Origin of the sequence: Clostridium sp. chh4-2 (genome assembly GCF_002899675.1) — a bacterium.
GTDB lineage: Bacteria > Bacillota > Clostridia > Lachnospirales > Lachnospiraceae > CHH4-2.
Genome location: NZ_PKUU01000002.1, coordinates 33986 through 59401 on the forward strand (window position 1 = coordinate 33986; position 25416 = coordinate 59401).

Below are 25416 nucleotides of genomic sequence, written 5' to 3' on the forward strand. Positions count from 1 at the left end.
CGTATTAAGATATTTCCTATTTGTATGGAAGAAAAGAATATTTTCTCCCTTAATTGTAATCCGAAATTCCATACCCAAGATTCCGGATAAGTGAATATACAATAAAATACAGCATAAGAGAAGGGTATGGATTTTCTCTTACAAAGGATAGAAGACTGGTTTTTTCCGGTCTTCTTTTATGTTATAGTTTTGACACTGGCGGCATGAAAGGAGCCACTATGTCAAAATTCTTAACCTATGATGAACGCCTCGAGATCCAGAAGGGGCTCAAAGAACAGCTTTCTTTTGGTAAGATTGCCAGCGTGATTGGCAAAGACCGTACCACGGTTGCTAAAGAAATCCGAAAGTATTCCTTTGAACAGAAAACCGGCTATTCCTGTTACCCTTATAATGCCTGTAAATATCGCAAAACCTGCAATCGAAAGAATATATGCCCCTTGGAATGTACCCGACAATCAAAGTACAAATGCAGCCTCTGTACCATGTGCAATACTATCTGTGACAATTTTGAGGAGGAGGTCTGCACCACAAAGTTGAAACCGCCCTATGTCTGCAATCAATTGAATCAGTGTACCCTTAAAAAGATGTTTTACCATGCTGAGGAGGCCCATCTGCGATGCCAGGAAAATATCTCTGAATGCAGGAGCGGTATTTTGTCTAATGAACTGGAACTTGCCCGTATCAATGCAATCGTCACCCCTCTGGTCCGGAATGGACAATCCATCCACCAGATATATGAAAGCCGCAGGGATGAACTGATGTGCAGCGAGAAAACCTTATATAATTACATCGATGCCTGCCTGTTGGATGTCAGGAACATTGATCTTCCACGCAAGGTAAAATACCGTCCCCGCTATAAGAAACCCGAGTTCAAGGTTGACAGAGCCTGCCGGAACGGCCGTACCTTCAAGGATTATCAGGCATTTATGGAAGCCAATCCGCACACAAATATTGTGCAGATGGACTCTGTGATCGGAACACCGGGAGGCAAAGTGCTGCTGACTGTACATTTCGTGAATACGAGCTTTATGCTGGCATTCCTGCGTGAGGCCAATACCGCCAGATCCGTTACGGAGATATGGGATGAGCTCTACCACACACTGGGAAAGGAAACGTTTGAAAATCTGGTTCCGGTGATACTAACGGATAACGGCAGCGAATTCTCTAATCCCAAGGCAATCGAGTTTGGACCCGATGAACATGCAAGGAGGCGGACGCATCTCTTTTATTGCGATCCGGGCAGTCCCTACCAAAAAGGTTCCATAGAAGTCAATCATGAGCTGATCCGCAGGATCGTACCCAAGGGAAAAAGTTTTGATGGGTTTACGCAGAGAGATATTACCCTGATGATGAACCATATCAATTCCTACAAACGAAAAAAGCTGAACAACCGTAGCCCATACGACGCGTTCAGCTTTTATTACGGAGAAGAGATTTTGCAGAGGCTGGGATGCAGACCGGTACCCGCCGAGAACATCATCCTGAAGCCTCGCCTTCTCAAAAAATAACCCATAAATCAACACAGGGCGCCGCCAGAAGAAAAAAATCGGGTTTTGCCAGGCATGGAATCTCCAGTTACAAAAAAGCTGAGCGGGATTTGATGCCTGTTTGCCATATGAAAATTTATGCCGTAAAGCCATTATAACACGTATGATTGAAATGTAAACTATGGAAAGTTGGTTACAAAACGGGAGTTTCATTTACAAAAGGGGAAAATTGCTTACAAAACGAGATTTTCATTTATAAAACGGGAGTCTCATGCTACAAATGGGAGTCTCGGATTGCAATTCATCGAATATTTTCTCATCGGCATAGAAATGTTTCAATATAAAACAATAAGCGTAAAAATAATATGGAAATAGTGCACAATATAAAATTGAAAATTACAACAGAATATACAAATATTAACTTGTGTTCTAAAATAGAACATAAATAGGAGCGAATCATATTGATAAAACAAAGCGTTGAGAGTATCCTGAGTACATATATGAAACAGACGATGGCAGCGGAATACGAATAAGGAGGAAGAACATGAAACAGGAAAAACCAGTTGTCTGTGTACTATTGGGTGACGCATCCGGAGTTGGCTCCGAAATTATTGTGAAAGCGTTTGGCGGTCGGGAGAGCGCAGCAGAGAACGTAAAAGTTGTGCTTTTAGGTGATGTCAGAGTGTTAAATCGCGCTGAAGAATTGACTGGTAAGAGCGTTGGATACACGCTGGTTAAGCCGGAAGATATACGAACAGCCAAAGAAAGCCTTATAATGGTTGACACGGAAAATATGAATCCTGGGGAAGCGCCTTTTGGAAAGGTGAATGCTGTTTGCGGGGAAGCGGTCGTATCTGATATTAAGACTGCATGCGGATTTTATGCGAAAGGCTATATTGACGGAATCTGTTTTGCTCCTTTCAACAAAGAAGCTATCCGCCTGAATTACAGCAATACAGCCAGTGAATTGGAAATTTTTAAAGAGGAATGCGATGCCTTGGGGCTGCCGGTTGATGAAGAATCTGGTGAGATGAATGTGGTGGACGGTTTATGGACAACAAGGGTTACGAGCCATATACCGCTTACAAAACTTGGAGAATATCTCTCAAAGGATAAAATCGTGTCCATGATTCGTCTGGCGGATAAGTCCTGCCGCGCTTTCGGGATTGAAAAACCGAGAATTGCGGTGGCGGCGTTAAATCCGCATTGCGGCGAAGGAGGGCTCTGCGGAGAGGAAGAGCAGACAATGATTAAACCGGCGATTGAAGAGGGCAGAAAAGAAGGATACAACATCACAGGGATGTATTCCGCGGATACGATTTTTGTCCATGCTTTTGACGGCGAAGCAGATGCTGTTGTTACTATGTACCATGATCAGGGCCAGATTGCGCTGAAACTAAAGGGGTTTTCCCATGCAGCCACGATTATAGCCGGCTTTCCTATGCCGATCGGTACCCCGGCTCATGGAACTGCCTTTGATATAGCTGGGACAGGAAAGGTGAGCAGCTCAGCATTTATGACTGCATTTGACATAATTGCAAAACAGGCGTGTCACATGCCAAATCTGATCGAGAGGAATCCTCTTTCTATAAGAGATAATGCGGAGGTGTGAATATGAGTGTGATATCAGATTTATTAGGCGGAGTTAAGATACCGGAAATGGTGTCCATTAAGCAGAAATTTGACGGTACCCACATTCCGGAGGAAGAGATACCCCAGGTGATTTTCGGCCAGCTGGAACGGGAAGAAATAGCAAAAAAGATTCAGCCGGGTATGGAAATTGCAATTACGGCAGGAAGCCGCGGAATTGCCAATATTCCATTGATTATAAAATCAGCCGCGGATTTTGTAAAAAGCCGCGGAGCGGTTCCTTTTGTGGTGCCGGCTATGGGAAGCCATGGGGGCGCGACTGCAGAAGGACAGCGTCAGGTAATCGAAGGCTATGGAGTTACGGAAGAATTTATCGGATGCGAGATCCGCTCTTCCATGGAAACGGTTCAGATCGGCATTACGCCAAATGGGAAACCGGTGCGGATCGATAAAAATGCATGCGAATCGGACGGAATTATCGTGTGCGGGCGTGTCAAACCGCATACGGGATTTCGTGGTCCCTATGAAAGCGGCATCATGAAGATGATGGCAATTGGTCTTGGCAAACAGTTCGGCGCGGAGATTATCCATGCCGACGGGTTCGGGAAGTTTGAGGAATACATACCCATGTTTGGGACGGTTATCTTAAACAATTCGCCTGTGATCTGCGGACTGGCTCTATTGGAAAATGCATATGACCAGACCAGGGAGATCGTTTCGCTCACGCCGGAAGAAATCATCTCAAAGGAACCGGAGCTTTTGATGAGGGCAAAGAGCTATATGCCCCGCATTCTGTTCGATTCCTGCGATGTGCTGATCGTAGACCAGATGGGAAAAAATATCAGCGGCGACGGTATGGACCCCAATATTTCAGGCCGTTTTCCAACCCCGTTCGCGGAGGGAGGAATCAATGCCCAGAGGGTAGCGGTTCTGGAACTGACGGAAGAATCCCATGGAAATGCCTGCGGCATCGGCCTGGCCGATATTACCACAAGGCGGCTGTTTGAAAAGATGATTTTAGAGCAGACATACCCCAATGCCATAACCAATACGGTGGTGGGAGAAATGAAAATCCCAATGATTATGGAATCGGATAAGCTGGCAATTCAGGCGGCAATAAAGTCCTGCATCGAAATTAACCATGAGGAGCCCCGGATTGTCCGCATTCATAACACGATGGAGATGGAACGAATTGACATTTCAAAAGCATTGCTTGAGGAGGCTGGGAACAACAGCAGTATAGAGATAATGGGAGAACCTGCGCCCTTGGCTTTTGATGAAAAAGACAATTTATTTTAATGAAACAGGCAGGGATTCTGAGAGAACGGAGATTGTAAAACGAATATATCCACTGTCATAACGTGGTGAGTTTTGAGGAAAGGGATAGAGGATGATGGAATTATACGGATATAAAAGAAGCGACGGCCGTACAGGAATCCGCAATCATATATTGATACTGCCTGCCAGCGTATGTGCGTCAGACACGACGGGAATGATTGCTGCCCAGGTCCAGGGAGCGGTTTCTTTTCATAACCAGGTAGGCTGTTCTCAAGTTCCGTCGGATATGCGGTATGCGATGGATATGATGGCCGGTTTTGCGGCAAATCCCAATGTATATGGAACCATAGTGGTTGGCCTTGGGTGTGAAACATGTCAGGTTGAATTGATTGCGGAGGAAATTAAGAAACGTACCAACAAACCGTTGGAAACTCTGGTTATACAAAAGGAAGGCGGAACCATCCGCCTGATAGAGAAGGCCGTCAGAATGGCTCGGCAGATGGCAGCAGAGGCTTCCATGCAGCTAAAAGTGCCTGTTTCCATTAAGGATATTATTCTGGCCACAGAATGCGGAGGATCAGACCCCACATCCGGGCTTGCAGCCAATCCGGTGATGGGCTCTCTCAGCGACAGGCTGGTTTCGGAAGGTTCAACCGTTATTTTAAGCGAAACGCCGGAATTTATCGGAGCGGAGATGATACTCGCTTCCAGAGCAAAGAATGATCGGGTAAGGGAACGGATCTTGGATATCGTAGACCGTTACGAAAAACATTTTATAAGAAACGGAGAAAATATCCGCCTGGGAAATCCTACGCCGGGCAATGTAAAAGGCGGCCTGACAACTCTTGAAGAAAAGTCTCTGGGCTGTATTCATAAGGGAGGAAGTTCTGTGATCAACGAGGTCTATGACTATGGAAAACAGATTTCTTCCGATACTCGCGGGCTGGTGGTGATGGATACACCGGGCAATGATGCGTCCTCTATCGCTGGAATGCTGGCAGGAGGCGCTCAGGTTGTTGTCTTTTCCTCCGGACTTGGAAGCCCGCTGGGAAGCGCGATCGCGCCGGTGATTAAAATTACAGGAAATGCCGATACTTACCGGAACATGGAAGATAATATCGATTTCGACGCCAGCCGGCTGATGAGCGGTGAAAAGAACATGGAGGAGTTGGAAGAAGAGTTATACAGGCTGATGATAGATACCTGCAACGGAAGAAAGACAAAAGCGGAAATACTGGGATTTACGGAGACGGCAGTTATGCGTTCCTGCAATTATGTTTAAATGTGAAGATGCTATTTATAGTATTCTATGAGCAGGAAGATTTGACGGAGCTTAAAATGAAAATGAACTGCAATTCATGTAATTGCAGCTCATTTTTCATCTTTCGTATACTTGATTACTTCGGGAATATCACATTCCAATGTATTGCACAGATCGTTCAGCGTATTCAAAGTGATGCTGCGGTCGTGCTTTAAGTTATCCAGCGTACCGCGGCTCATGTTATATTTTGTTACCAGGTCATAGGTTGTGATCTTTCTGTTTTTCAGCGTTTGCCATAACGGTTCAAAAGTTATCATCTGCTCACCTCATAAAGATATTGTACGTAGGAAACTTCATATTGAATATTCCCGAATTTATGGGTATAATATTGGAAAAGGGAGAGCTGTATGAAGAGGACTATAACAGTATGCTTTATTATGTTATTTTTATGTATGGGAATCGGATATCATGGAAAATGGGGGATACGGAAATCTGGAGATGAGCACAGGAAATTTGATATTAGAAGCAGTTTGATCAGCAGCAACGGCGGATATAAAAATACCAGAATCAGTGTAATTATAAATGAAAAATCAGATGATACAGACATGCTGTTCCATGAGATAAGGGAGTTTCACGACAAGATGAACGGGAAATCAAACCAGCTGGAAATCTATCTGTATGAGAGCAGGGAAAAACTGGAAATGGGAGAGTCAGTCGGAGAGACTACTTTTATGATGGAAGAATAATCAGGGACGGAAATCCCTGATTATTTTATTGACCATGGAAGGGGTGACCTGGCTGTATAGCCGGTCGTTTATCATAACATTAGGACCTTTGGCACATTGGTGCAGGCATTGGCAGGTGTTCAGTAAGAATAAGTTGTCATTGGTGACCTGGCCTTTTTGTACACCCAATATGGATTCAAATTCCTGAAGCACGGACAAAGCAGACTTAGAAGCGCATCGGCCGTCGGTGCAGACCTTGATTTCATATTTGTAAGGCTGCTCTTTTAAGCTGGGATAGCGTTTGATCACAGCATTGATATAAGTGGATTTTAAGTCAAAGCGTTCGGAGACTGTCTGTTTAACAAATTCCGGTATATATCCCTCCGCCTCCTGGATTTCCCGAAGCATGGGGAGAAGTTTTTCTGTATTGGGCATATCGCAGTCTTTTTCGTAATAGGTGATTATTTCCTGTAAAATTTCATTCATGTCAGGCATTCTTTCCTCTCCTGGATCTTATAATAAGGCAATTCTACAGAGCGTTGAGGAAAAAAGCAAGGGGGGATTTTCTTAAAAATGGGAAGAAAGCAAAAAGACAGCGGACTAAGTGTCAAATAATTATCAAAAACCTTATTGTAAGTATCAAGTTTATTTTATATAATAATGATAGATACTGGTAATGAAAATTATATAAGGTTGTGCATAATGTTAAAAACGAGTAATCTTGATGTTAAAAAAATGACAATTGGACAGATGGCAAATCTGAACCATATTTCAGAACAGACTCTGCGGCTTTACGACAGGGAGGGCCTTCTTTCGCCTCTTTACCGGGATGAAAAAACAGGATACCGCTATTACGATATCCGCCAAAGCGCCCAGTTAGACACGATCCAGTACATGAAAGTGCTGGGAATGTCTTTAAAAGAGATCAAGATCCATATGGCGGAATGGGATATGGGTAAAATCAAGCAGCTTTTAAGGGAGAACCGGGATGCCATCGATGAAAAAATGCGGGATCTGAATTTACAGAAGATGGCCATAGAACGGGCTCTCGACAGCTATGAACGGTATGAATCCGCCCCTCCGGACGGAGCTATTGTGATGGAATACATTCCGAAACGTCAGATGTACGTGACCAATACCAAGATCAATTTTTATGATTATGACATAGCGGAATATGAAAAGGTTCTGCGAATCTTAAAAGAAGATATGGCGGATCACAGGATTTCTCCCTATTATTTTGCCAATGCGGGTACAATTCTGCGAAAAGACCGGTTTCTGAAACGAAATTTATATTCTACAGAGGTATTTGTGTTCGTGGACCGGGAGTATGTGGCGGATGAGCTGATCACATCCATCCCGTCCAGCACCTATCTCTGCATTTACTGTGACCGTTTTGAAAAAGAAAAAGAGTATATAGACCGCCTTTTAGCGGAAATTGAAGAAAAGCATTATACCGTAACCGGGGATTATATCTGTGAGGTGATTGTGGAGATGCCTTTTGATTATACGGAACGGGGAATGTTTTTTAGACTTCAGATACCAGTGCGCATCCATTGACATATTGTAATAATGACTAATAATTAATCCTGAAATTGGTAATAATGCTCAATAGACTTGATACTCTGTATAAGCCTTATAATGAAGATAACAGATAACCCGATTTCATGGAAAGGATGGAGTGAGCGATGATGAATTATGAAAAGATTCGTGTAGTACAGTATGGATGCGGAAAGATGGCCAAATATATTTTGAGATACCTGTATGAAAAAGGTGCGGAAATTGTAGGAGCCATCGATGTGAACCCGGAAGTTGTGGGTATGGATGTGGGCGATTATGCAGAACTTGGCTTTAAACTGGGTGTTACGATCCGGGATGACGCGGATGCGGTTCTGGACGAATGCGATGCGGATATTGCAATTGTCACCTTATTCAGTTTTATGGAAGACGTATATCCTCATTTTGAAAAATGTGTATCCAGAGGAATTAACGTGGTAACCACCTGTGAAGAGGCAATCTATCCATGGACAACCGCTTCTTCCATCACAAACAGGCTGGATCTTTTGGCAAAAGAAAATGGCTGCACCATCGTGGGAGCAGGCATGCAGGATATCTATTGGATCAATATGATCGGCTGTGTGGCAGGCGGCGTTCACCGGATCGATAAGATTGAAGGCGCTGTCAGCTATAACGTGGAAGATTACGGTCTGGCGCTGGCTGAAGCTCACGGAGCAGGCCTTACACCGGAAGAATTTGAAGAAAAGATCGCTCATCCGACCACTTTGGAACCTTGCTATGTATGGAATTCCAACGAAGCTCTCTGCAATAAGATGGGCTGGACCATCAAATCCCAGACCCAGAAATGCGTTCCTTATTTCTACGATACGGATCTCTATTCCTCTACACTTGGAAAGACCATTCCAAAGGGCAATTGTATCGGAATGAGCGCAGTTGTGACAACAGAGACCTTCCAGGGACCTGTGATCGAGACACAGTGTATCGGCAAGGTATATGGACCGGATGACGGGGATATGTGCGACTGGAAGATTATCGGCGAACCGGATACCACCTTCTACGTAACAAAACCGGCAACGGTAGAGCATACATGCGCAACCATCGTAAACAGGATTCCAACCATCCTCAATGCGCCGGCCGGATATATTACCGTAGAAAAACTGGAAGATGTACAATATATGACATACCCAATGCACATGTACCTGGAAGATTAAGGAAATGTTGCAAATCTTTGTTTAGTTTAGAAAGATACGCCGGAAAGAAGGGGAAACCTGGGCGGGCGGCGGAACTGGAGAAAGACAGGGGATTCGGGTTACGACCCTAAGTGATACTAGGCCGCCAAGAGCGGAAAAAGGCAGCGCGGCGCCATTCACGATGAACTCTTTATGACTTCATCGTTCAGTGGCGCCTCAAATACTGATTCGGAATTCAGTATTTGTCTGCCTTTTTCCACTCTTGCCGGCCAAGTATCACTAAGGGTCTGCACACGATCCCCTGTCTTTCTCTAGTTCCGCCGCCCGCCCAGGTTTCCCCTTCTTTCCGGCTGTTGCTTGGCCTGCCTCGTTCTGTCCTTACGGGCCTTAGTAGTTCTTAGGGGCGAATCCCGAATCCCAATTGGCTGCATCTTCCTTCCCCGGCCCGGACAGCCCCTCCGACCTGCGTCTTCCGGCTCCGCCTCCCCATTCCATGCGTCCCCCTTTCGCCAACCCCGTTAAATAACAATTTTTTTAGTACACTGAGACTGTGAGGGATATTCGAAAAGGCTTTTCTAATGAAGCTAAATACAGTATAATATTATAGAAACTTAGGAAAAACAGACTGGAGGAGATTCTTTGAAAATTATCATATCCCCCGCGAAAAAAATGAACGTAAAGGACGACAGCCTGGAGATATCCGGCCTGCCACGTTATATGGAAGAAGCAGAAGGGCTGAAAAGATACATCAGAGGGCTGTCCTATGAAGATGCAAAGGCAGTTTGGAAATGCAATGATAAGATAGCCGCTCTTAACTATGAACGTTTTTTACATATGAATTTAGAAGAACGCCTGACGCCTGCCATTTTATCCTATGAAGGAATCCAATATCAGTATATGGCGCCGGATGTGTTCAGTCAGAAACAGCTGGATTATGTGCAGAAGCATTTGTTTATTTTATCAGGATTTTATGGGGCGCTTTTGCCTTTAGAGGGAATTGTGCCGTACCGGCTGGAGATGCAGTCTAAGGTGGATATCTGCATGGAAAATGATCATTTCCGTGATTTGTACCGCTTTTGGGGCAGCAGAATTTATCGCAGGGTGACGGAAGAGGATCATGTGATCGTCAACCTGGCGTCTAAAGAGTACAGCAAGGCGGTTGAAGCCTATCTGGAGCCGGAGGATGTATTTATCAACTGTATATTCGGCTGTATGGAGCAGGATAAAAAAGGGGACTATAAAGTAAAGGTTAAGGGAACCGAGGCCAAGATGGCCCGGGGAGAGATGGTCCGGTTTATGGCGGAACGGGAGATTGAAGATCCAAAAGAGATCAGGAAGTTTGACCGTTTAGGCTATGCGTTTTCAGAAGAGAGATCGGACGACAGGAATTATGTGTTCCTTTTAAAGAATCAAAAGCCGGAAACGGCGGAAATAGAATAGGAGAGAGAATTATGTTGGAAGCAGGAATAAAAGCGCCGGATTTTACATTGAATGACAAGGATGGAAAACAGATCAGCCTGTCAGACTATCTGGGAAAAAAGGTGGTATTATATTTTTATCCAAGGGATAATACACCGGGATGCACCAAAGAGGCATGTGCATTTGCGGGAGCTTATGAAGGATTTCGCCGGAATGATGTGGTGGTGATCGGCGTCAGCAAGGACAGCGAGGCATCCCACCGGAAATTTGCGGAAAAATACAACCTGCCCTTCATCCTCGTATCGGACCCGGAACTGAAAGCCATTCAGGCATACGACGTGTGGCAGGAGAAAAAACTTTATGGAAAGGTGAGCATGGGCGTTGTCCGCTCCACCTATATTATCGATGAAAATGGAATCATTGAAAAAGTATATCCCAAAGTGAAGCCGGATACTAACGCGGCGGAGATTCTGGATTATCTTGAGAATAAATAAAAATCCGTATAGAAAAAGCCTTTTACTGAGGGCGGTATTCATAATACAGAATGGGAATGTTTTCGGGGAACGGCGCAGCTTCGGCTATGCCGTTTTTCCGTTTTACAGGGTATCGTGTAAGGATGCGGGGAGTTTCATGCAGGGCAAAATGCGGCGCTTAATTTTATCTGTTAATTGATTTTGTTCGATGATATGATTATAATTAGCACTAGTGATAGAATCGGAAGAAAGGGCGGGAATAATGATAAAGCAAATTAAGTATTTTCAGGCAATCGTGCGATATAAAAGTTTTACCGAAGCGGCCGAGGAATGCTATATCTCACAATCTGCAATATCGCAGCAAATGCGGGCATTAGAGCAGGAACTCGGTGTAAAACTGATTAACCGCGAAAATCGCAAGTTCTCATTAACCCCTGCAGGAGAGCATTTTTATAAACAGAGCCTTACGCTCATTGAGGATTTTGAAAAGCTTTGCAGAGAAACAACCCGCATCGCCCGCAAAGATATGCCGGAACTGCATATCGGATATTTAAAATGTTACGGAGGACAGGAATTCCAATTAGCGGTTGCTGCGTTTTCGGAAAAATACCCAAATGTTTCCGTACAAATTATCAATGGAAACCATGAGGAATTATATGATGAACTCCGTTATGGTAAAGTCGATTTGATACTGAGCGACCAGAGAAGGGCATTTTCAGATGAATATGTTAATTTCATATTAACTACAAGCGAATGCTGTATAGAAATTGCGGCACGAAACAGCTTGTCTTCATCTGAAAGCGTAGAAATAAACGATTTGAGAGACATCCCTTGTATTTTGATCGCTTCACAAAATCAGCAGAAAAATGAGAGTACTTATTATCGTGATATCGTCGGTATTAAAAGTGAGATATTATTTGCCGAAAACCTTGAAGCGGCGCGATTAATGGTTCTGGGCGGAAAAGGATTTATGCCGATTGAGGGGCCCGGGAATACTATTCAGGTGGGTACGGCTATCCGCCGTATTCGGCTTACACGCAAAGGAAAACCGATTAAGCGGAATTACTGCGCATTTTGGAAAGCGGATAACTCCGGTTACTACATTGAAGATTTCGCTGATATATTAAAGGCACAATTTGAAGTTTAACGTAACGGTTCAATAGATCTGCGCATTTACTGCGCTGATCGTAATAAAACTTGGAAAAGAAGGCAAAAATGAATAGGATACATTGAGAAGGCCCGTACTTGTCTGGACAAGCGCGGGCCTTCTTATAAGTTTTTCTTATGGAATCGTCCTTTAACTTGAATTGCGGCTGGGGTATAAAACTGTAAAATATAAAGTGAAAACAATCATGTAATAAAAAAAGGCGTGTTGAGATGAAAGTTTTAGCGATTAATGCAAGCCCTCGTGAGGGAGGAAATTCCGATGTCCTTTGCAGCCAGTTTTTAAAAGGAGCGTCGGACGCAGGACATTCTGTTAAAAAAATTAATTTGGCTAAAATGGATATTAGCCCATGTACCGCCTGTTACGGGTGCAGAAATACAAATCGTTGTGTGAAGCGTGACGATATGGAACTGGTTCTGCAAGAGTTAATCAATGCCGATGTGGTTGTATTGGCAACACCTGTTTATTTCTATTCTATGGATGCACAGATGAAAATAATGATTGACCGCTGCTTACCCCGCTATCAGGAAATTAAAAACAAGGAGTTCTACTACATTATTACTGCCGCTGATCCTGAACATACTGCTGCCGACGAAACAATCGCAGGTTTGCGCGGATATCTCCGCTGTCTGCCGAGAGCAAAAGAAAAGGGGATTGTTTATGGAACCGGAACCTGGGACAAAGGCGATGTTTACAAGCATCCCTCTTACAAAAAAGCCTATGAGACCGGTAATGCTTTGACGGGAAAAAACAAATGCATTTAAGGATATACTGCTTACTTAAAAGGAATGCTAACGCGTTGGATCAATAAAACAGAAAATAGTCAGGAGGATTTCAGAATGAAGGATGTAATGATTTTGACAGGGGCAGGGCAAATAGGAATGGCGATTGCCCGCAGAATGGGGTATGGTAAAAAAATTGTAATAGGTGATAAAAATATTGATAATGCCCAAACGATCGCCCAAATTATGAATGACGCAGGTTTTGATACTGTTGCTGTGGAAATGGATTTATCCTCCCGTGCCTCCATTTTAAAACTGATTTCGGAAGCAGAAAAATACGGCGAAATTGCTATGTTAGTCAATGCAGCCGGAGTTTCCCCCAGTCAAGCGCCGATTGAAACAATTTTAAAAGTGGATTTATACGGAACGGCCGTTTTGTTGGAAGAAGTCGGGAAAGTTATCAAACAAGGCGGCGCAGGCGTAACGATCTCAAGCCAGTCCGGTTGGCGCATGCCCGCGTTGACTGCGAAAGAGGACGAACTTCTTGCTGTAACGCCAACAGAAGAATTGCTGGACCTTGATATTTTACAGACGGAACATATACGCGATACGCTGCACGCCTATCAGATGGCAAAACGCTGTAATGAAAAACGGGTTATGGCAGAAGCCGTAAAATGGGGAAAACGTGGGGCGCGTTTGAATGATATAGCTCCCGGCATTGTCGTCACTCCGCTTGCGATAGACGAGTTTAACGGCCCGCGCGGAGATTTCTACAAAAATATGTTTGAAAAGTGTCCGGCAGGAAGGCCGGGAACAGCAGATGAGATTGCAAATGTAGCGGAATTGCTTATGAGCGATAAAGGGGCTTTTATCACCGGATCTACTTTTTTAGTCGATGGCGGCGCTACTTCAAGCTATTTTTATGGCCCGTTAAAACCGCAAGAGTAAGAGAGGTGATGATATGACAAAAATAGCAGCAATGATGTTGATGATATTGTTGGTATTGGGCGGTTGCAGTACACCCGCAGGAAACAGCGAGCCGCTTAATACAGAGTTAGAGCAGTCTGAGGCATCTGTAAAACCTTTAACACTTTCACGCAGCGTTATGGGGGACAACTCTCAACCGGAAGCAGCTGATAATCAGAAGGCCAATAGTTTAATCGTATATTTTTCCCGCACAGGTGAAAACTATGGTGTCGGTTATATTGAAAAAGGAAATACAAGTATTGTAGCAGATATAATTGCTGAACAAACAGGCGGTGATCTGTTTGAAATCCGCACCGGATCAGCTTATCCTGATAGCTATGATGAAGCTACAAAAGCTGCGGAGCGGGAACAAGAAGAACGTGCACGCCCTGAACTCGTGAATAATATTGAGGACATTTCGGAATATGACATAATTTTTATTGGTTATCCGATATGGTGGGGCGATATGCCTATGCCTGTTTATACTTTCCTAGAAAGCCATGACTTTTCCAACAAGACAATTGTGCCCTTTTGTACTCATGCTGGAAGCGGGCTTTCTTTAACTGAGGACAGAATATCGGACTTATTTCCCAATGCAGTAATTTTAGACGGGCTTGCTGTTTCGGGAAGCACGGCTCAAAATAATCAAGAAGAAACCGAAGGATTAGTAACCCGGTGGTTACAGAAAAATGGCATAATTGAGTAACCCACAGATTACATCTCCTAAAAATAAGCCGTTATATAACGGCATTCAGCTTATGGCGGCTTTGAACAGCAGAATCAGAGTCGCCATTTTATTTTGCCGAAATTGTGGAGTGAGAATAAATAATGTATTACATAATGTAATGAAAAAAGAAAATATATGCATTTGATTTATATGATCCTGTCTAATATAATAAAACTATCGATAAGGAATATGCATATCCCCGTCAGAAAGATATAAATTGAAATGCCGTTTATCAGGCAGAATGCGAGGAGTTATGGATTTAGAGAAATATAAAAAAAGTTATGAAGAACTGCAGCAGGTTCAGAAAACCAAGAATCTGGATTATTATGCACATCCGTCCAGATATTATGTGAAACCGTTTCGGATTATTGGAGATGTCTATTATATTGGAGATCAGAAGGTGTGTTCCCATCTGATCGATACGGGGGATGGCCTGATCGTGTTTGACAGCGGTTTTCAGCATTCCATTCATCTGATGGTTCAGGCGGTGTGGGAATGCGGGTTTAACCCTAAGGATATCAAATATATCATTCATTCTCATGAACATTTTGACCATATCGGCGCTGCCAATGATTTTAAGGATTTGTATGGATGCAAGCTGGCGATCAGCAAGGCGGGAGCGGATATTTTCAGAAACAGGCCGGAACTTGTCTATATGGAGGCCTGCCCTTATCCATATGCATCCATATTCCAGCCGGATATAGAGCTGGAAGACGGGCAGATTTTAAAGCTGGGCCGCACTTCCATCCGGTGCATCCATACGCCGGGACATTCCCCGGGGGTGATGAGCTTTTTCTTCGATACAAAAGAGGAGGGAAAGATTTATCATGTGGGATATTTTGGAGGAGCAGGTTACAATACGCTCTATAAAAAGGCATTAATCCACGACGGACTGCCTCTTGAATGCCGCAGTCAGTTCCTGGCTTCCCTTCAAAAGGTGAGAGGAGAGCAGGTGGACGTGGTTTTAGGGAATCATCCGAGACAGAATGAAACCCTTGAAAAGAGGGAGCGCATGATCGCAGATCCGTCCAACAATCCATTTGTGGATCCAAATGAGTGGGTCAATTTCATTGATACGCTGACAGAGCAGTTCAACGCCTTTATGGAGGCAGGTAATTAAAACGAATAAAAAGAGTTTAAGACAGGGGGATTTATTATGTCACCAATGATAATAGCAGCCATTATACTGGCAGCAGTTGTATTCATGTTTTTCAGTCCCAAATTTCCTAACGCAGTGGTGGTTGTAATCGGCACGATTGCAATGGCTCTGGCCGGATTTTTGCCGGTAAAGACAGCATTTAATTACTATACGTCCAGTTCCATCATTCTTATGATCGGAATGATGATCGTAGGCGGAGGAATGTTCCATACCGGATTTGCGGGATGGCTGGGCCGTAAGATTGTAAGTATTACCGGAAAAGGGGAGAGAAGCCTTCAGGTTGTGGCGATTGTATCCGGATGGATACTGTCATCTGTGTGCAGCGGTTCCGCAGCCCTGATGATACTGTATCCGATTTTCTGTTCCATCTGTTTGGCGGCGGGCATTTCTGTAAACCGGATTTTACTGCCTTTATTCGCTGGTATTGGAATGGGATCTTTTATGACATTAGCCGGATCGGGAATGTGTTCGGCAACCGCATCCATTCTGATCGAAAGCGGATACAGGGGATGGGAATTCCTGGAACCGGCATGGTACGGGCTTCCGAGAGCTATATTTGGGATTATAGTCCTGTATTTCCTCATGCATAAGTTCCTACCAACCACTTATGTGGCGCCGGATGCGGCGGAAGCTGCAAAGGCGGAAAATCTTCCAAAGGAATTGAATGGAAAAATGCTGGTCTCCTGCGGAATCTTAGTTCTGACGATCGCGGGAATGGTGATAAATTCCGATATCTGTCCTATGTATATGTGTGCGGCTATAGGCGGTGTGGCATCCGTACTGCTTGGCTGTCTGAACCAAAAGCAGATGTTTGCAAACATTAACTGGAGCACCGTATTCCTGATCGGAGGAATGACAGCGGTGGCAAAGGGTGTGGAAACCAGCGGCCTTGGCAATGCGATTGCGGAAGGAATTATGGGAATCGCAGGCAACAGCGCATCGCCGTTTATGATTATCGTGGTGATTTATCTGGCTACGGCTCTGATCACACAATTTATGTCCAACAATGCGGCGGCTTCCCTGATGGCTCCCATCGGAATTGCCATCGCACAGTCCATGGGAATTGAACCATATGCATTTGTGGCAGCAGCTTTGTTCGGAAGCGCTATCGGCTGTCTGACTCCTATGGCAACACCGATTCTGGCATTTATTATGGAAGGCGGACATTACAGCCCTAAGGAAATCTTTAAATGGGGGCTGCTGGAATGTGCGTGCAGTATCGTGGTGGCATTCGTGGTGATTCCTCTTGTCTGGCTGTAAACGGAAAAATGAGGTATAATGGTAAGAGAATACCAAAATGACAGCGAGCTGAGAATGCAGGGAGAGAATATTTATGAACAGTAAGGATTACGCCTATATTGTGGAAATTGCCAGACAGGGGAGCATATCGAAAGCGGCAGGGCGGCTGTACATCACCCAGCCCGCGCTCAGCCGCTTCCTGCAGAGAACGGAAGAGGAACTGGGCACATCCCTGTTTTATAAGGCGGGAAAACAGCTGGTGCCGACTGCGGCAGGGGAATGCTACCTGAAACATGCAGCAGCCATCCTGCAGCAGAATCTTATAATGCAGGAGGAACTGGACCAGATCATTCATGACAATACCAATGTAATCAAGATAGGCGCATCCGCCAGCCGGGGAGAGTTTTTAGCTTCCTGGCTTCTTCCGTTGTTTTATAGGAAATATCCCGAATTTCAGACGAAGGTCTCTTTAAATACAAAAAGCAGCCTGCTTCAAATGCTGGAAAATCACGAATTGGATGTAGTTTTTGTGAATACGGCCGCGGAACCGCCGGAACATATCTGCTGTCACATTGCCAGAGAGGATATGGTTCTTCTGGTAAATGACGGCCATTTCCTGTTGGAAGAAGCTGTGGAAATGGAGGGCTGCCACTACCCATTTGTGCGGGCCGAGAGGTGGAAGGACTGCCCGTTTATCATACCTGCCGCCAGCATGAATACCGGCCGGTTTATGAGAAACTATCTGAAACATATGCATTTTAACCCTCCTGTGGTGAGTGAGATTGAGAATCTGGGGCTGATCTTTTCGGCGGTGGAGAATAAGATGGGTATCTCCATCGTGCCCTCAATGCCGCACCAGTCGGTATTTCGCAAGCGCCTTCATTATCTGGCTCTGGAAGGGGAAGAAAATGGAATCTGGAACTTTTCTGCGGTAATCAGGGCGGATACGGATGTGTCAAAGGGAATACAGAAACTGATAGATACCGCAAGAGAAGTGTACGCCGCCGTCAGCCAGGAAATAATAATTTGATCTTTTCGTAAAAACACTATATAATAAGATCCTGGTAATTGTTCAGTACCCTTACAGTGATAGATTTTAATATGGTCATAACAGGGAATGTGCAGATGCTCTGAACAGTTACAACTTCAGATTAATACATTACAATGAAGAGAGGGATTAACATGAAAAAATATCTACTTTTATCTATGCTGCTGGCGGTTACCGTATTATCAGGCTGCAAGAGCGAAACAAAAGCGGAAACAAAACCGTCCGAAGCCCAGACCCAGGCTCAGACAGAGGCGGCAGCAGAAGAAAGCAAAGTGGTTACGGAAGGGGAGAAGCCACAGGTCAAAATCTACGTCAAGGACTATGGAACAATTACAGCAGAATTGGAGCCGGAAGCAGCTCCGATTACGGTGGAGAATTTTCTGAAATTGGCAAAGGACGGTTTTTATGACGGCCTAACATTTCATCGGATTATAAGCGGATTTATGATTCAGGGCGGAGATCCTCTTGGAACCGGAATGGGCGGTTCGGATCAGAAGATAAAGGGCGAGTTCTCTAAGAATGGGGTGAATAACCCGTTATCACATACGAGAGGTGCACTTTCCATGGCGCGTTCTCAGAGCATGGACAGCGCCAGTTCCCAGTTCTTTATCGTTCATGAGGACAGCGACCGCCTGGATGGTGAATATGCTGTTTTTGGATATGTAACCAACGGAATGGACGTGGTGGACAAGATCTGCGAGACTGTAATAGCAGAGGATTACAATGGAAGTGTAAAAAAGGAATACCAGCCGGTCATTGAGAAGATCGAAGTGGTGGAATAATAAATTATCTTCCGCAGAAGGAAAAGCAACATGACACACGGATGTCCTGTTGCTTTTTTTATAATTAAATGGTAAAAATGATTGTAGCGGTTATAAATGAACAGAATATCAGAAGGGAAGGTAGATTATGGCATCCAGTTTGGATTTTGTAGAATATGTTTGTGACCAGATCAGTGGCGCGGGCGGAATCTCTTACAGAAAGATGTTTGGAGAATTTACCGTTTACTGTGACAAAAAAGTGATCGGACTGATCTGTGATAACCAGTTTTTTGTGAAAAAGACAGAGAAAGGAGCCGCCCTTTTGCCCAATTGTGAAGAAGGAGAGCCGTATCCGGGCGCTAAGCCATGTCTGGTTATCGACAGTGTGGATGACAGGGAGTTGATGACTGCTTTGATTCAGGCTACCTATAAAGAGCTTCCTGCTCCAAAAACCAAGAAGAAAAAAGCGGCTGAACAGTGAAATAAGCGGAGGGACAGAAATGAAAAAAGCAATTACGATTCGAAATGAAGCAGAACATGATTACAGGCGTGTAGAAGAAATGATAAGAAAAGCCTTTTGGAATCTCTATATTCCAGGCTGCATTGAACACTACCTGGCCCATGTGATGAGAGCGCACGAAGACTTTTTGACTGAACTGGATCTGGTTGCCGAGTTGGACGGCCAGGTCATTGGAAATATAATGTATACAAAAGCAAAACTGTTGGATGAATCGGGGACAGAAAAGTCAATCCTCACATTTGGCCCCATCAGTGTGCTGCCGGAATACCAGAGGGAAGGGTATGGAAAAGAATTAATCGAGGCTTCTTTTCAAAAGGCGGCTGAGCTGGGATATGATGTGATCGTGATCTTTGGAAACCCGGGCAATTATGTGAGCCGTGGTTTTAAAAGCTGCAAAAAGTATAACGTCTGCCTGGCAAACGGCGCATATCCGTCGGCAATGCTGGTAAAAGAACTGAGCCCCGGAGCTTTAGACGGGAGAAAATGGGTCTACTGTCAAAGTCCTGTTTATGAAATCGATGAGGAGAAAATGGCTCAGGAGATTCAGCAGTTCGACGATACATTTGAAAAAATGGAAAAGAAATACCAGCCGAGCCAGGAAGAATTTTATATTCACAGCCATTCTATGATACAGTAGTTTTGTTTGGAAACAACAATAAAAAACAAGCCGCAGCGGGGAGTATAGAATCGCTGCGGCTTGTTTTTAGTTAAGAGAATGATGGGGGAATCATTCAAGTGTGGGGGATTAACTAATCTTAGTTAAAGTATCTTTTCAACAGACCTTCAAATGCTTTTCCGTGACGGGCTTCGTCTCTTGCCATCTCATGAACGGTATCATGGATTGCGTCTAAGTTAGCCGCTTTTGCGCGTTTAGCTAAGTCAAACTTACCTGCAGTAGCGCCATTTTCAGCAGCGACTCTCAATTCCAGGTTCTTCTTTGTGCTGTTTGTTACGCATTCGCCTAATAATTCAGCAAATTTGGAAGCGTGCTCAGCCTCTTCATAAGCGGCTTTTTCATAGTATAAGCCGATCTCAGGATATCCTTCTCTGTGGGCAACGCGCGCCATAGCCAGATACATACCAACTTCAGAGCATTCACCTTCAAAGTTAGCTCTTAAATCCATCATAATATCTTCGCTGGAACCCTGTGCAACGCCGATCACGTGCTCAGCAGCCCATGATAATTCGCCTTTCTGCTCTTCAAATTTAGAAGCCGGTACTTTACAAACCGGGCAAAACTCCGGTGCTGTTTCTCCTTCATGAACATATCCGCATACTGTACAAACCCATTTCTTCATAATTCGTGTTCTCCTTTTCTTATATAAAATGTTTATTTATTAATAATAGTAATTGTTACTGATATTAATATAATACATAACTGAGAAAATGTCAATACTTATTTTGAAAAAAATTATTGATACGGTTGCGATTCGCAGCCCCGGCGGTCTCTGCCGTCCGTGCCGGTTTTGGCAGTATGCAGGAACTTTTGGAGATGGGATCAGTTATGGCAGAAAGCTAAACTGTAAAGAAAACCTTACGAATCTGTGAACTGAATTGACGCTCCCTCAGGTGACAGGTATAATAAATAGTAACTGAAACAGTCTATGATTGAATAGGAGATGTTATGAGACATTTATGGTATAGAGGAAGATATCTGGCTGCTGCGCTGGCAGCGGCTTTTTTCATCGGATGCCTGCCAACAGGCGAACTAATGGCGGCGCAGCCGGAAACCGGAGTTTCCTCTTCTGCAGAGCCGGAAAGTACGACTGCGGACAACGGGGAGTGGGAAAAGGCGGTTCCGGTCAGCAAAGTGGAAGAGTTGATGGAAGCTTATAAAAAAGCGGATAAGGAGCCGGTTACCTTAAAATTGGTTCAGGATCTTGTGATCAATTATCCTGTTGAATGGCAGCAGACCAAATATCCGGTGACCATATTAACGGGAGAGCAGACTAATCCCAAATTGGTGGCCCGACAGCCTTTTTATATGATACAGATCATAAAGGGAGGCAGTTTAAAAATCGATAATCAGAAACTGCTGATTAAGGGGCCGGGCCAGGTGATCGTGGTTGAGAAAGAAGGAACCCTGATTCCTGTTAACGGTGAAATCCGGCTTTATGAAGAGGGCCGGGAAGGGATTATTATCAAACAGGGAGGCATTTATCAGAACCAGATTCAAGTCTTTCCGATGAACTGCACCGTGAAAAATGACAATATCGAGATACCTGATCCGACCCAGCCTACGACCACCCAGCCTGAAACCACTCAGGCTCCGGTGACGAAACCGTCTGAGGAGATCATCTGCCTGCTGACGACGGATTTGATCAGCGTTGACAGCCAGATTGCTGAGATCCGCCTTTCTGTTCCGGAAGTTCCGCATGATACAAAAGAGGTTTACATTTATTATAGTAAAGACAAGGAAAAATGGGAGAAGGTTTACTGGCTGGATGATACGGTGGCCGGAGATCCGAAAGAGGTGAAGAACTTTGTGACAGAGATACAGAAAGTTCCGCCTTATACCTATATTCCGTATGAACACATTTTTGAGGAATACGGCGTGCAGGATAAAATCTATCTGAAAGTGCAGATAATCGGCCCGTCCCGTTCGGGAATGAGCACTGTGGCGGATGTAAACTTAAAGGATCATAAGATTTCCGGTTCGGGAACTTCCGGTGTCAAGAAAAATACTGGCGGCAGCACTTACAGCGGCGGTTTTAGTGGATTTAGCGGTACATATGGAGGTTCCGGCGGAGGTTCGGGCACGGGTACAACGGAAAGCAGCGGTGCCGAGGATGGGCTTCCGGTCATTTTCCTATCCAGAACCGCACCTTATTGGCTGGATGTATCCCGGGCGGCGGAATCCAGTCTGGCGGCAGCGGGCGGTGAAGGAAAAGGACTTGTGACGAGCACAGAGGAGACAGGCGGCACACAAGAAGAGACGGAGACATCCCCATATGAGGAAAGCAGCAGTCTGCCGGAGGAACACATGCAAGAAGGTGATACCGGAGAAGGCGGCGTACAGTGGGGAGCCGGCGATCAGGACTTGGGCGGCCGGGAGCTGGATAACGGCCAGTTTAATGCTGAAGAAGAGCAGAAGAATCCGGCTGGTGTGATCCTTCTTCTTGGCGTTGTATTTCTGCTTATAATCGGCGCTGTTGTATGGAGCAGGAAAAAGAATAAAAAATAGTTATTGCCTGGCTGACGGATAAATACAAATCAAAGTTTGGAGAATGAAATTATGAAAACAAATCTGATAATCGTAGAAGGGCTTCCCGGCAGTGGAAAAAGCACAACTGCATCGATGATTGCCGGAGAACTTACGAAAAAAGGGAAACAAGTTGTATGTGTGGATGAAGGAGCGGCAGAACATCCCGCCGATATTGCCGATTATGATTTCCCGGATTTTGAAACGGAAAGAGCCCGGATACTTGAAAAGTGGCGTTCTTTTGTGAATGGTGCAGACGAGGATGTCATCTATGTTTTCAACTGCATTTTTTTGCAGAATCCGATGTGTGAAACCATGATGCGATTTGGTATGGAAGAAGAAGCGTCTGCAAACTGTATTGCTGAGATAGCAGAGATTATCAAACCGATGTCTCCTGTCATTGTCTATATAGACCAGCCAAATGTGAGGTCTGCAATTGACAGCGTGCTTGCCGAACGTGGAAATGGCTGGATGAAAGCCGTGACAGAGTATCATGTGTCACAAGGGTACGGAAAGCAAAACCGCCTGTCCGGTTATGACGGGTATATCAAATGCCTTGAAGAACGAAGAATCAGGGAGAGGAACATTTTATGCTCGCTTAATATGGACTGCTATACCATAAGTCAGGACATAACTGCCGATGAGCTTGCGGAATTGTTTTCTTCGGTCGGCTGGAGTCTTCCGGCGAGAGAGCAGATGGAACTTGCAGTCAATAACAGCACCAAATCATTTGTTGTTCGCCATAAGGGAAAGGCTGTGGCAGCAATTAACTGGCTTGGCGATTATGGGATGCACTGGTTTATGAAAGATTTTATTATTCATAAAGATTACCAGGGACAGATGATTGGGACTTTCTTGTACCGCTTTTCAGAAAATTTTATCAAGAGCACCATACAAGACGGTTGGAAGGTTTGCATCGATTTGAGATCTTCCAAAGGAAAGGAAACGTTTTATAATCAGCTTGGATTTGAAACGATGACGGCAGATGACAGCGGCAGCGGAATGGAGAAAATGTTAGAACGATAGATTTCGCTTTCATCCGCCTGGAAAAAGGACTGTTCATTGACCAGCAAAAAAGACGCCGGATGCAGGAGGAAATATCGCATCCGGTGTCTTTTTTGACTAGTTTATGATAATTAGAGATTAATTGGGGGCAAAGTTTATTAAATATTAAGCGAAGTATCTCTTTAACAGGCCTTCAAATGCCTTTCCATGACGGGCTTCATCTTTTGCCATCTCATGAACGGTATCATGGATTGCATCTAAGTTAGCAGCTTTTGCACGTTTAGCTAAGTCGAACTTACCGGCAGTAGCGCCGTTTTCAGCAGCAACTCTCAATTCCAGGTTCTTCTTTGTGCTGTTGGTTACGCATTCGCCTAATAATTCAGCAAATTTGGAAGCGTGCTCAGCCTCTTCATAAGCGGCTTTTTCATAATATAAGCCGATCTCAGGATAACCTTCTCTATGAGCAACGCGTGCCATAGCCAGATACATACCAACTTCAGAGCATTCGCCTTCAAAGTTAGCTCTTAAATCCATCATAATATCTTCGCTGGAACCCTGTGCAACGCCGATCACGTGCTCAGCAGCCCATGATAATTCACCTTTCTGCTCTTCAAACTTAGAAGCCGGTACTTTACAAACCGGGCAAAACTCCGGTGCTGTTTCTCCTTCATGAACATATCCGCATACTGTACAAACCCATTTTTTCATAATTCGTGTTCTCCTTTTCGTATATTAAAATTTATTTATTAGTAATAGTAATTGTTACTGATATTAATATAATGCATAATTGAGAAAATGTCAACACTTTTTTGAAAAAAATTTAAATCTTTAAAATCCGCTGTTATGGATTATGGCGGATACTTGACTGAACGTGAACACAGATAATGACACAGGCCTCTATATTACTAAAAACGAACATATGTTTGCAATGACCGTAGATATATGGTATACTGAAAACAAAAGCTGAACAGAGATCAAACAGAAACAGAGAACAGAATTCAGCGCAAGGAGGATCAGGTCTATGAACCCATATGAAACGTGTCCCGAATATGAAACCGCCAGTTTTCAGCTGCGCCTTGTGAGGGTGTCAGACGCAGAGGATCTGCTGGTTTGTTACTCAGACCCCGCAGTTGCAAAGAGAGTGAATGCGGATAACTGCACCAGTGATTTTCATTATACCAAGTTGGAGCAGATGACGGATTGTATCGAGTTTTGGCTCAGAGAATATGAGGAGCAGAGATATGTCCGTTTTTCGGTTATTTCTAAAAATACGGGCCGTGCGGTTGGAACGCTGGAGATATTCGGGGGAGAAGCCGGTGTTCTCAGGATTGACCTGGCTGATGAGTATGAGAAGGATTATTATATAGAAGAACTGCTGAAGCTTACCGTGTCAAAACTGATTTTCGATTTTAATGCCGTCAATTTAAAAATTAAGGTTTCCAACACTCCTTCCAGGGTAAATGTATTGGAACGGCTGGGATTTGTGCCGTCAGAATCGTTGGAACCGGGGACGGGATATTATGAGAGAGTAAAGCAGGATTTTTTTGATGGAAGCAAGGGGCTGGCTTACTGCGGCCTGGCATGCTGTGTCTGCAGTGAAAATGCGTCATGCGCCGGGTGCAGGAATGAAGGATGTGCGAATAAAGAATGGTGCAAGCCTTTTGTCTGCTGTAAGAAAAAAGGATTATCCGGCTGTTGGGAGTGCAGGGAGTTCCCCTGCGATTACGGCATGTTTAAAAAGCCCAGGGTAAGGGAATTTGCCGGATTGATCGCAGAATATGGAGAAGATGAATTCATAAGAGCCTTGGAAAAAGGGGAATCGGAGGGAATACTCTATCATTATAAGAAGGAATTGGTCGGCGATTACGATCTGTTGGGAGAGGATGGAGAACTGCTTTTGTGCCGGAGACTGAAGAACTTGTTGGAATCAGGGCGATGAAAAAACAATCTTTTGTTAAATGATC

Annotated in this window: 27 protein-coding genes; 23 read left to right on the forward strand and 4 right to left on the reverse strand. The window is 44.4% G+C overall.

The window, feature by feature from the left end:
- Positions 1 to 218 precede the first annotated feature (218 nt).
- The 4 genes from C0033_RS02085 to C0033_RS02100 all read left to right on the forward strand — a co-directional run bounded on the left by C0033_RS02085 (position 219) and on the right by C0033_RS02100 (position 5637).
- Complete coding sequence (locus C0033_RS02085) at positions 219 to 1508, forward strand: IS30 family transposase (RefSeq protein WP_103226214.1); 1290 nt, start codon at positions 219 to 221, stop codon at positions 1506 to 1508.
- A gap of 523 nt (positions 1509 to 2031) precedes the next feature.
- Entirely contained in the window at positions 2032 to 3099 is a 1068-nt protein-coding gene (locus C0033_RS02090) for a 4-hydroxythreonine-4-phosphate dehydrogenase PdxA (protein ID WP_103226215.1), read from the forward strand.
- 2 nt (positions 3100 to 3101) lie between these two features.
- Entirely contained in the window at positions 3102 to 4376 is a 1275-nt protein-coding gene (locus C0033_RS02095) for a lactate racemase domain-containing protein (RefSeq protein WP_103226216.1), read from the forward strand.
- 91 nt (positions 4377 to 4467) lie between these two features.
- On the forward strand, positions 4468 to 5637 hold the full coding sequence (locus tag C0033_RS02100; RefSeq protein WP_347501011.1) for a UxaA family hydrolase: 1170 nt from the start codon (positions 4468 to 4470) through the stop codon (positions 5635 to 5637).
- Between the two features lie 89 nt (positions 5638 to 5726).
- On the opposite strand, the gene C0033_RS02105 is transcribed toward C0033_RS02100, so the two are convergent.
- Positions 5727 to 5933: a helix-turn-helix transcriptional regulator gene (locus C0033_RS02105; protein ID WP_103226217.1), complete on the reverse strand. Its 207-nt coding sequence runs from the start codon at positions 5931 to 5933 to the stop codon at positions 5727 to 5729.
- A gap of 120 nt (positions 5934 to 6053) precedes the next feature.
- Between C0033_RS02105 and C0033_RS02110 the strand changes: the two genes are divergently transcribed.
- Entirely contained in the window at positions 6054 to 6362 is a 309-nt protein-coding gene (locus tag C0033_RS02110) for a hypothetical protein (RefSeq protein WP_180994523.1), read from the forward strand.
- On the opposite strand, the gene C0033_RS02115 is transcribed toward C0033_RS02110, so the two are convergent.
- Positions 6363 to 6827, reverse strand: a complete 465-nt coding sequence (locus C0033_RS02115) for an NAD(P)H-dependent oxidoreductase subunit E (RefSeq protein ID WP_180994524.1) — start codon at positions 6825 to 6827, stop codon at positions 6363 to 6365.
- 216 nt (positions 6828 to 7043) lie between these two features.
- Between C0033_RS02115 and C0033_RS02120 the strand changes: the two genes are divergently transcribed.
- The 14 genes from C0033_RS02120 to C0033_RS02185 all read left to right on the forward strand — a co-directional run bounded on the left by C0033_RS02120 (position 7044) and on the right by C0033_RS02185 (position 19882).
- Positions 7044 to 7898 carry a MerR family transcriptional regulator gene (locus tag C0033_RS02120; RefSeq protein ID WP_103226220.1) on the forward strand — a complete coding sequence of 285 codons (855 nt, stop codon included), beginning with the start codon at positions 7044 to 7046 and terminating at the stop codon, positions 7896 to 7898.
- A 131-nt stretch (positions 7899 to 8029) separates the two neighbouring features.
- Positions 8030 to 9067 (forward strand): dihydrodipicolinate reductase, encoded by a 1038-nt coding sequence (locus C0033_RS02125; RefSeq protein WP_347501025.1) that lies wholly within the window; start codon positions 8030 to 8032, stop codon positions 9065 to 9067.
- A gap of 618 nt (positions 9068 to 9685) precedes the next feature.
- On the forward strand, positions 9686 to 10486 hold the full coding sequence (gene yaaA / locus C0033_RS02130) for a peroxide stress protein YaaA (protein WP_103226222.1): 801 nt from the start codon (positions 9686 to 9688) through the stop codon (positions 10484 to 10486).
- A gap of 11 nt (positions 10487 to 10497) precedes the next feature.
- Complete coding sequence (bcp, locus tag C0033_RS02135; protein ID WP_103226223.1) at positions 10498 to 10959, forward strand: thioredoxin-dependent thiol peroxidase; 462 nt, start codon at positions 10498 to 10500, stop codon at positions 10957 to 10959.
- Between the two features lie 241 nt (positions 10960 to 11200).
- Positions 11201 to 12085: a LysR family transcriptional regulator gene (locus C0033_RS02140; RefSeq protein WP_207656849.1), complete on the forward strand. Its 885-nt coding sequence runs from the start codon at positions 11201 to 11203 to the stop codon at positions 12083 to 12085.
- A 230-nt stretch (positions 12086 to 12315) separates the two neighbouring features.
- A complete protein-coding gene (locus tag C0033_RS02145; protein ID WP_103226224.1) occupies positions 12316 to 12867 on the forward strand; it encodes a flavodoxin family protein in 552 nt (183 codons plus the stop codon).
- Positions 12868 to 12942: 75 nt separating this feature from the next.
- Positions 12943 to 13773, forward strand: coding sequence for an SDR family oxidoreductase (locus tag C0033_RS02150; RefSeq protein WP_103226225.1), 831 nt, complete (start codon positions 12943 to 12945; stop codon positions 13771 to 13773).
- A gap of 13 nt (positions 13774 to 13786) precedes the next feature.
- On the forward strand, positions 13787 to 14497 hold the full coding sequence (locus tag C0033_RS02155) for a flavodoxin (protein WP_103226226.1): 711 nt from the start codon (positions 13787 to 13789) through the stop codon (positions 14495 to 14497).
- 274 nt (positions 14498 to 14771) lie between these two features.
- Positions 14772 to 15638, forward strand: coding sequence for an MBL fold metallo-hydrolase (locus C0033_RS02160; protein WP_180994525.1), 867 nt, complete (start codon positions 14772 to 14774; stop codon positions 15636 to 15638).
- 36 nt (positions 15639 to 15674) lie between these two features.
- Positions 15675 to 16937: an SLC13 family permease gene (locus C0033_RS02165; protein WP_103226228.1), complete on the forward strand. Its 1263-nt coding sequence runs from the start codon at positions 15675 to 15677 to the stop codon at positions 16935 to 16937.
- A gap of 73 nt (positions 16938 to 17010) precedes the next feature.
- Positions 17011 to 17946, forward strand: coding sequence for a LysR family transcriptional regulator (locus tag C0033_RS02170; RefSeq protein WP_103226229.1), 936 nt, complete (start codon positions 17011 to 17013; stop codon positions 17944 to 17946).
- 152 nt (positions 17947 to 18098) lie between these two features.
- Positions 18099 to 18746, forward strand: a complete 648-nt coding sequence (locus C0033_RS02175; RefSeq protein ID WP_103226230.1) for a peptidylprolyl isomerase — start codon at positions 18099 to 18101, stop codon at positions 18744 to 18746.
- Positions 18747 to 18873: 127 nt separating this feature from the next.
- Positions 18874 to 19206, forward strand: coding sequence for a TfoX/Sxy family protein (locus tag C0033_RS02180; protein ID WP_103226231.1), 333 nt, complete (start codon positions 18874 to 18876; stop codon positions 19204 to 19206).
- Between the two features lie 19 nt (positions 19207 to 19225).
- Complete coding sequence (locus C0033_RS02185; protein ID WP_103226232.1) at positions 19226 to 19882, forward strand: N-acetyltransferase; 657 nt, start codon at positions 19226 to 19228, stop codon at positions 19880 to 19882.
- A 118-nt stretch (positions 19883 to 20000) separates the two neighbouring features.
- Here the strand turns inward: C0033_RS02185 and C0033_RS02190 are convergent, their stop codons facing one another.
- Positions 20001 to 20543 carry an NADH peroxidase gene (locus tag C0033_RS02190; RefSeq protein ID WP_103226233.1) on the reverse strand — a complete coding sequence of 181 codons (543 nt, stop codon included), beginning with the start codon at positions 20541 to 20543 and terminating at the stop codon, positions 20001 to 20003.
- Between the two features lie 103 nt (positions 20544 to 20646).
- Between C0033_RS02190 and C0033_RS26820 the strand changes: the two genes are divergently transcribed.
- From C0033_RS26820 to C0033_RS02200, 3 genes are all read left to right on the forward strand, one after another.
- Positions 20647 to 20793: a hypothetical protein gene (locus tag C0033_RS26820; protein WP_180994526.1), complete on the forward strand. Its 147-nt coding sequence runs from the start codon at positions 20647 to 20649 to the stop codon at positions 20791 to 20793.
- A gap of 76 nt (positions 20794 to 20869) precedes the next feature.
- Entirely contained in the window at positions 20870 to 22429 is a 1560-nt protein-coding gene (locus C0033_RS02195; RefSeq protein WP_103226234.1) for a hypothetical protein, read from the forward strand.
- Between the two features lie 51 nt (positions 22430 to 22480).
- On the forward strand, positions 22481 to 23473 hold the full coding sequence (locus tag C0033_RS02200; RefSeq protein WP_103226235.1) for a GNAT family N-acetyltransferase: 993 nt from the start codon (positions 22481 to 22483) through the stop codon (positions 23471 to 23473).
- Between the two features lie 144 nt (positions 23474 to 23617).
- Here the strand turns inward: C0033_RS02200 and C0033_RS02205 are convergent, their stop codons facing one another.
- Positions 23618 to 24160, reverse strand: a complete 543-nt coding sequence (locus C0033_RS02205) for an NADH peroxidase (RefSeq protein WP_103226236.1) — start codon at positions 24158 to 24160, stop codon at positions 23618 to 23620.
- 313 nt (positions 24161 to 24473) lie between these two features.
- Between C0033_RS02205 and C0033_RS02210 the strand changes: the two genes are divergently transcribed.
- Complete coding sequence (locus C0033_RS02210; RefSeq protein ID WP_103226237.1) at positions 24474 to 25391, forward strand: GNAT family N-acetyltransferase; 918 nt, start codon at positions 24474 to 24476, stop codon at positions 25389 to 25391.
- Positions 25392 to 25416: the final 25 nt, after the last annotated feature.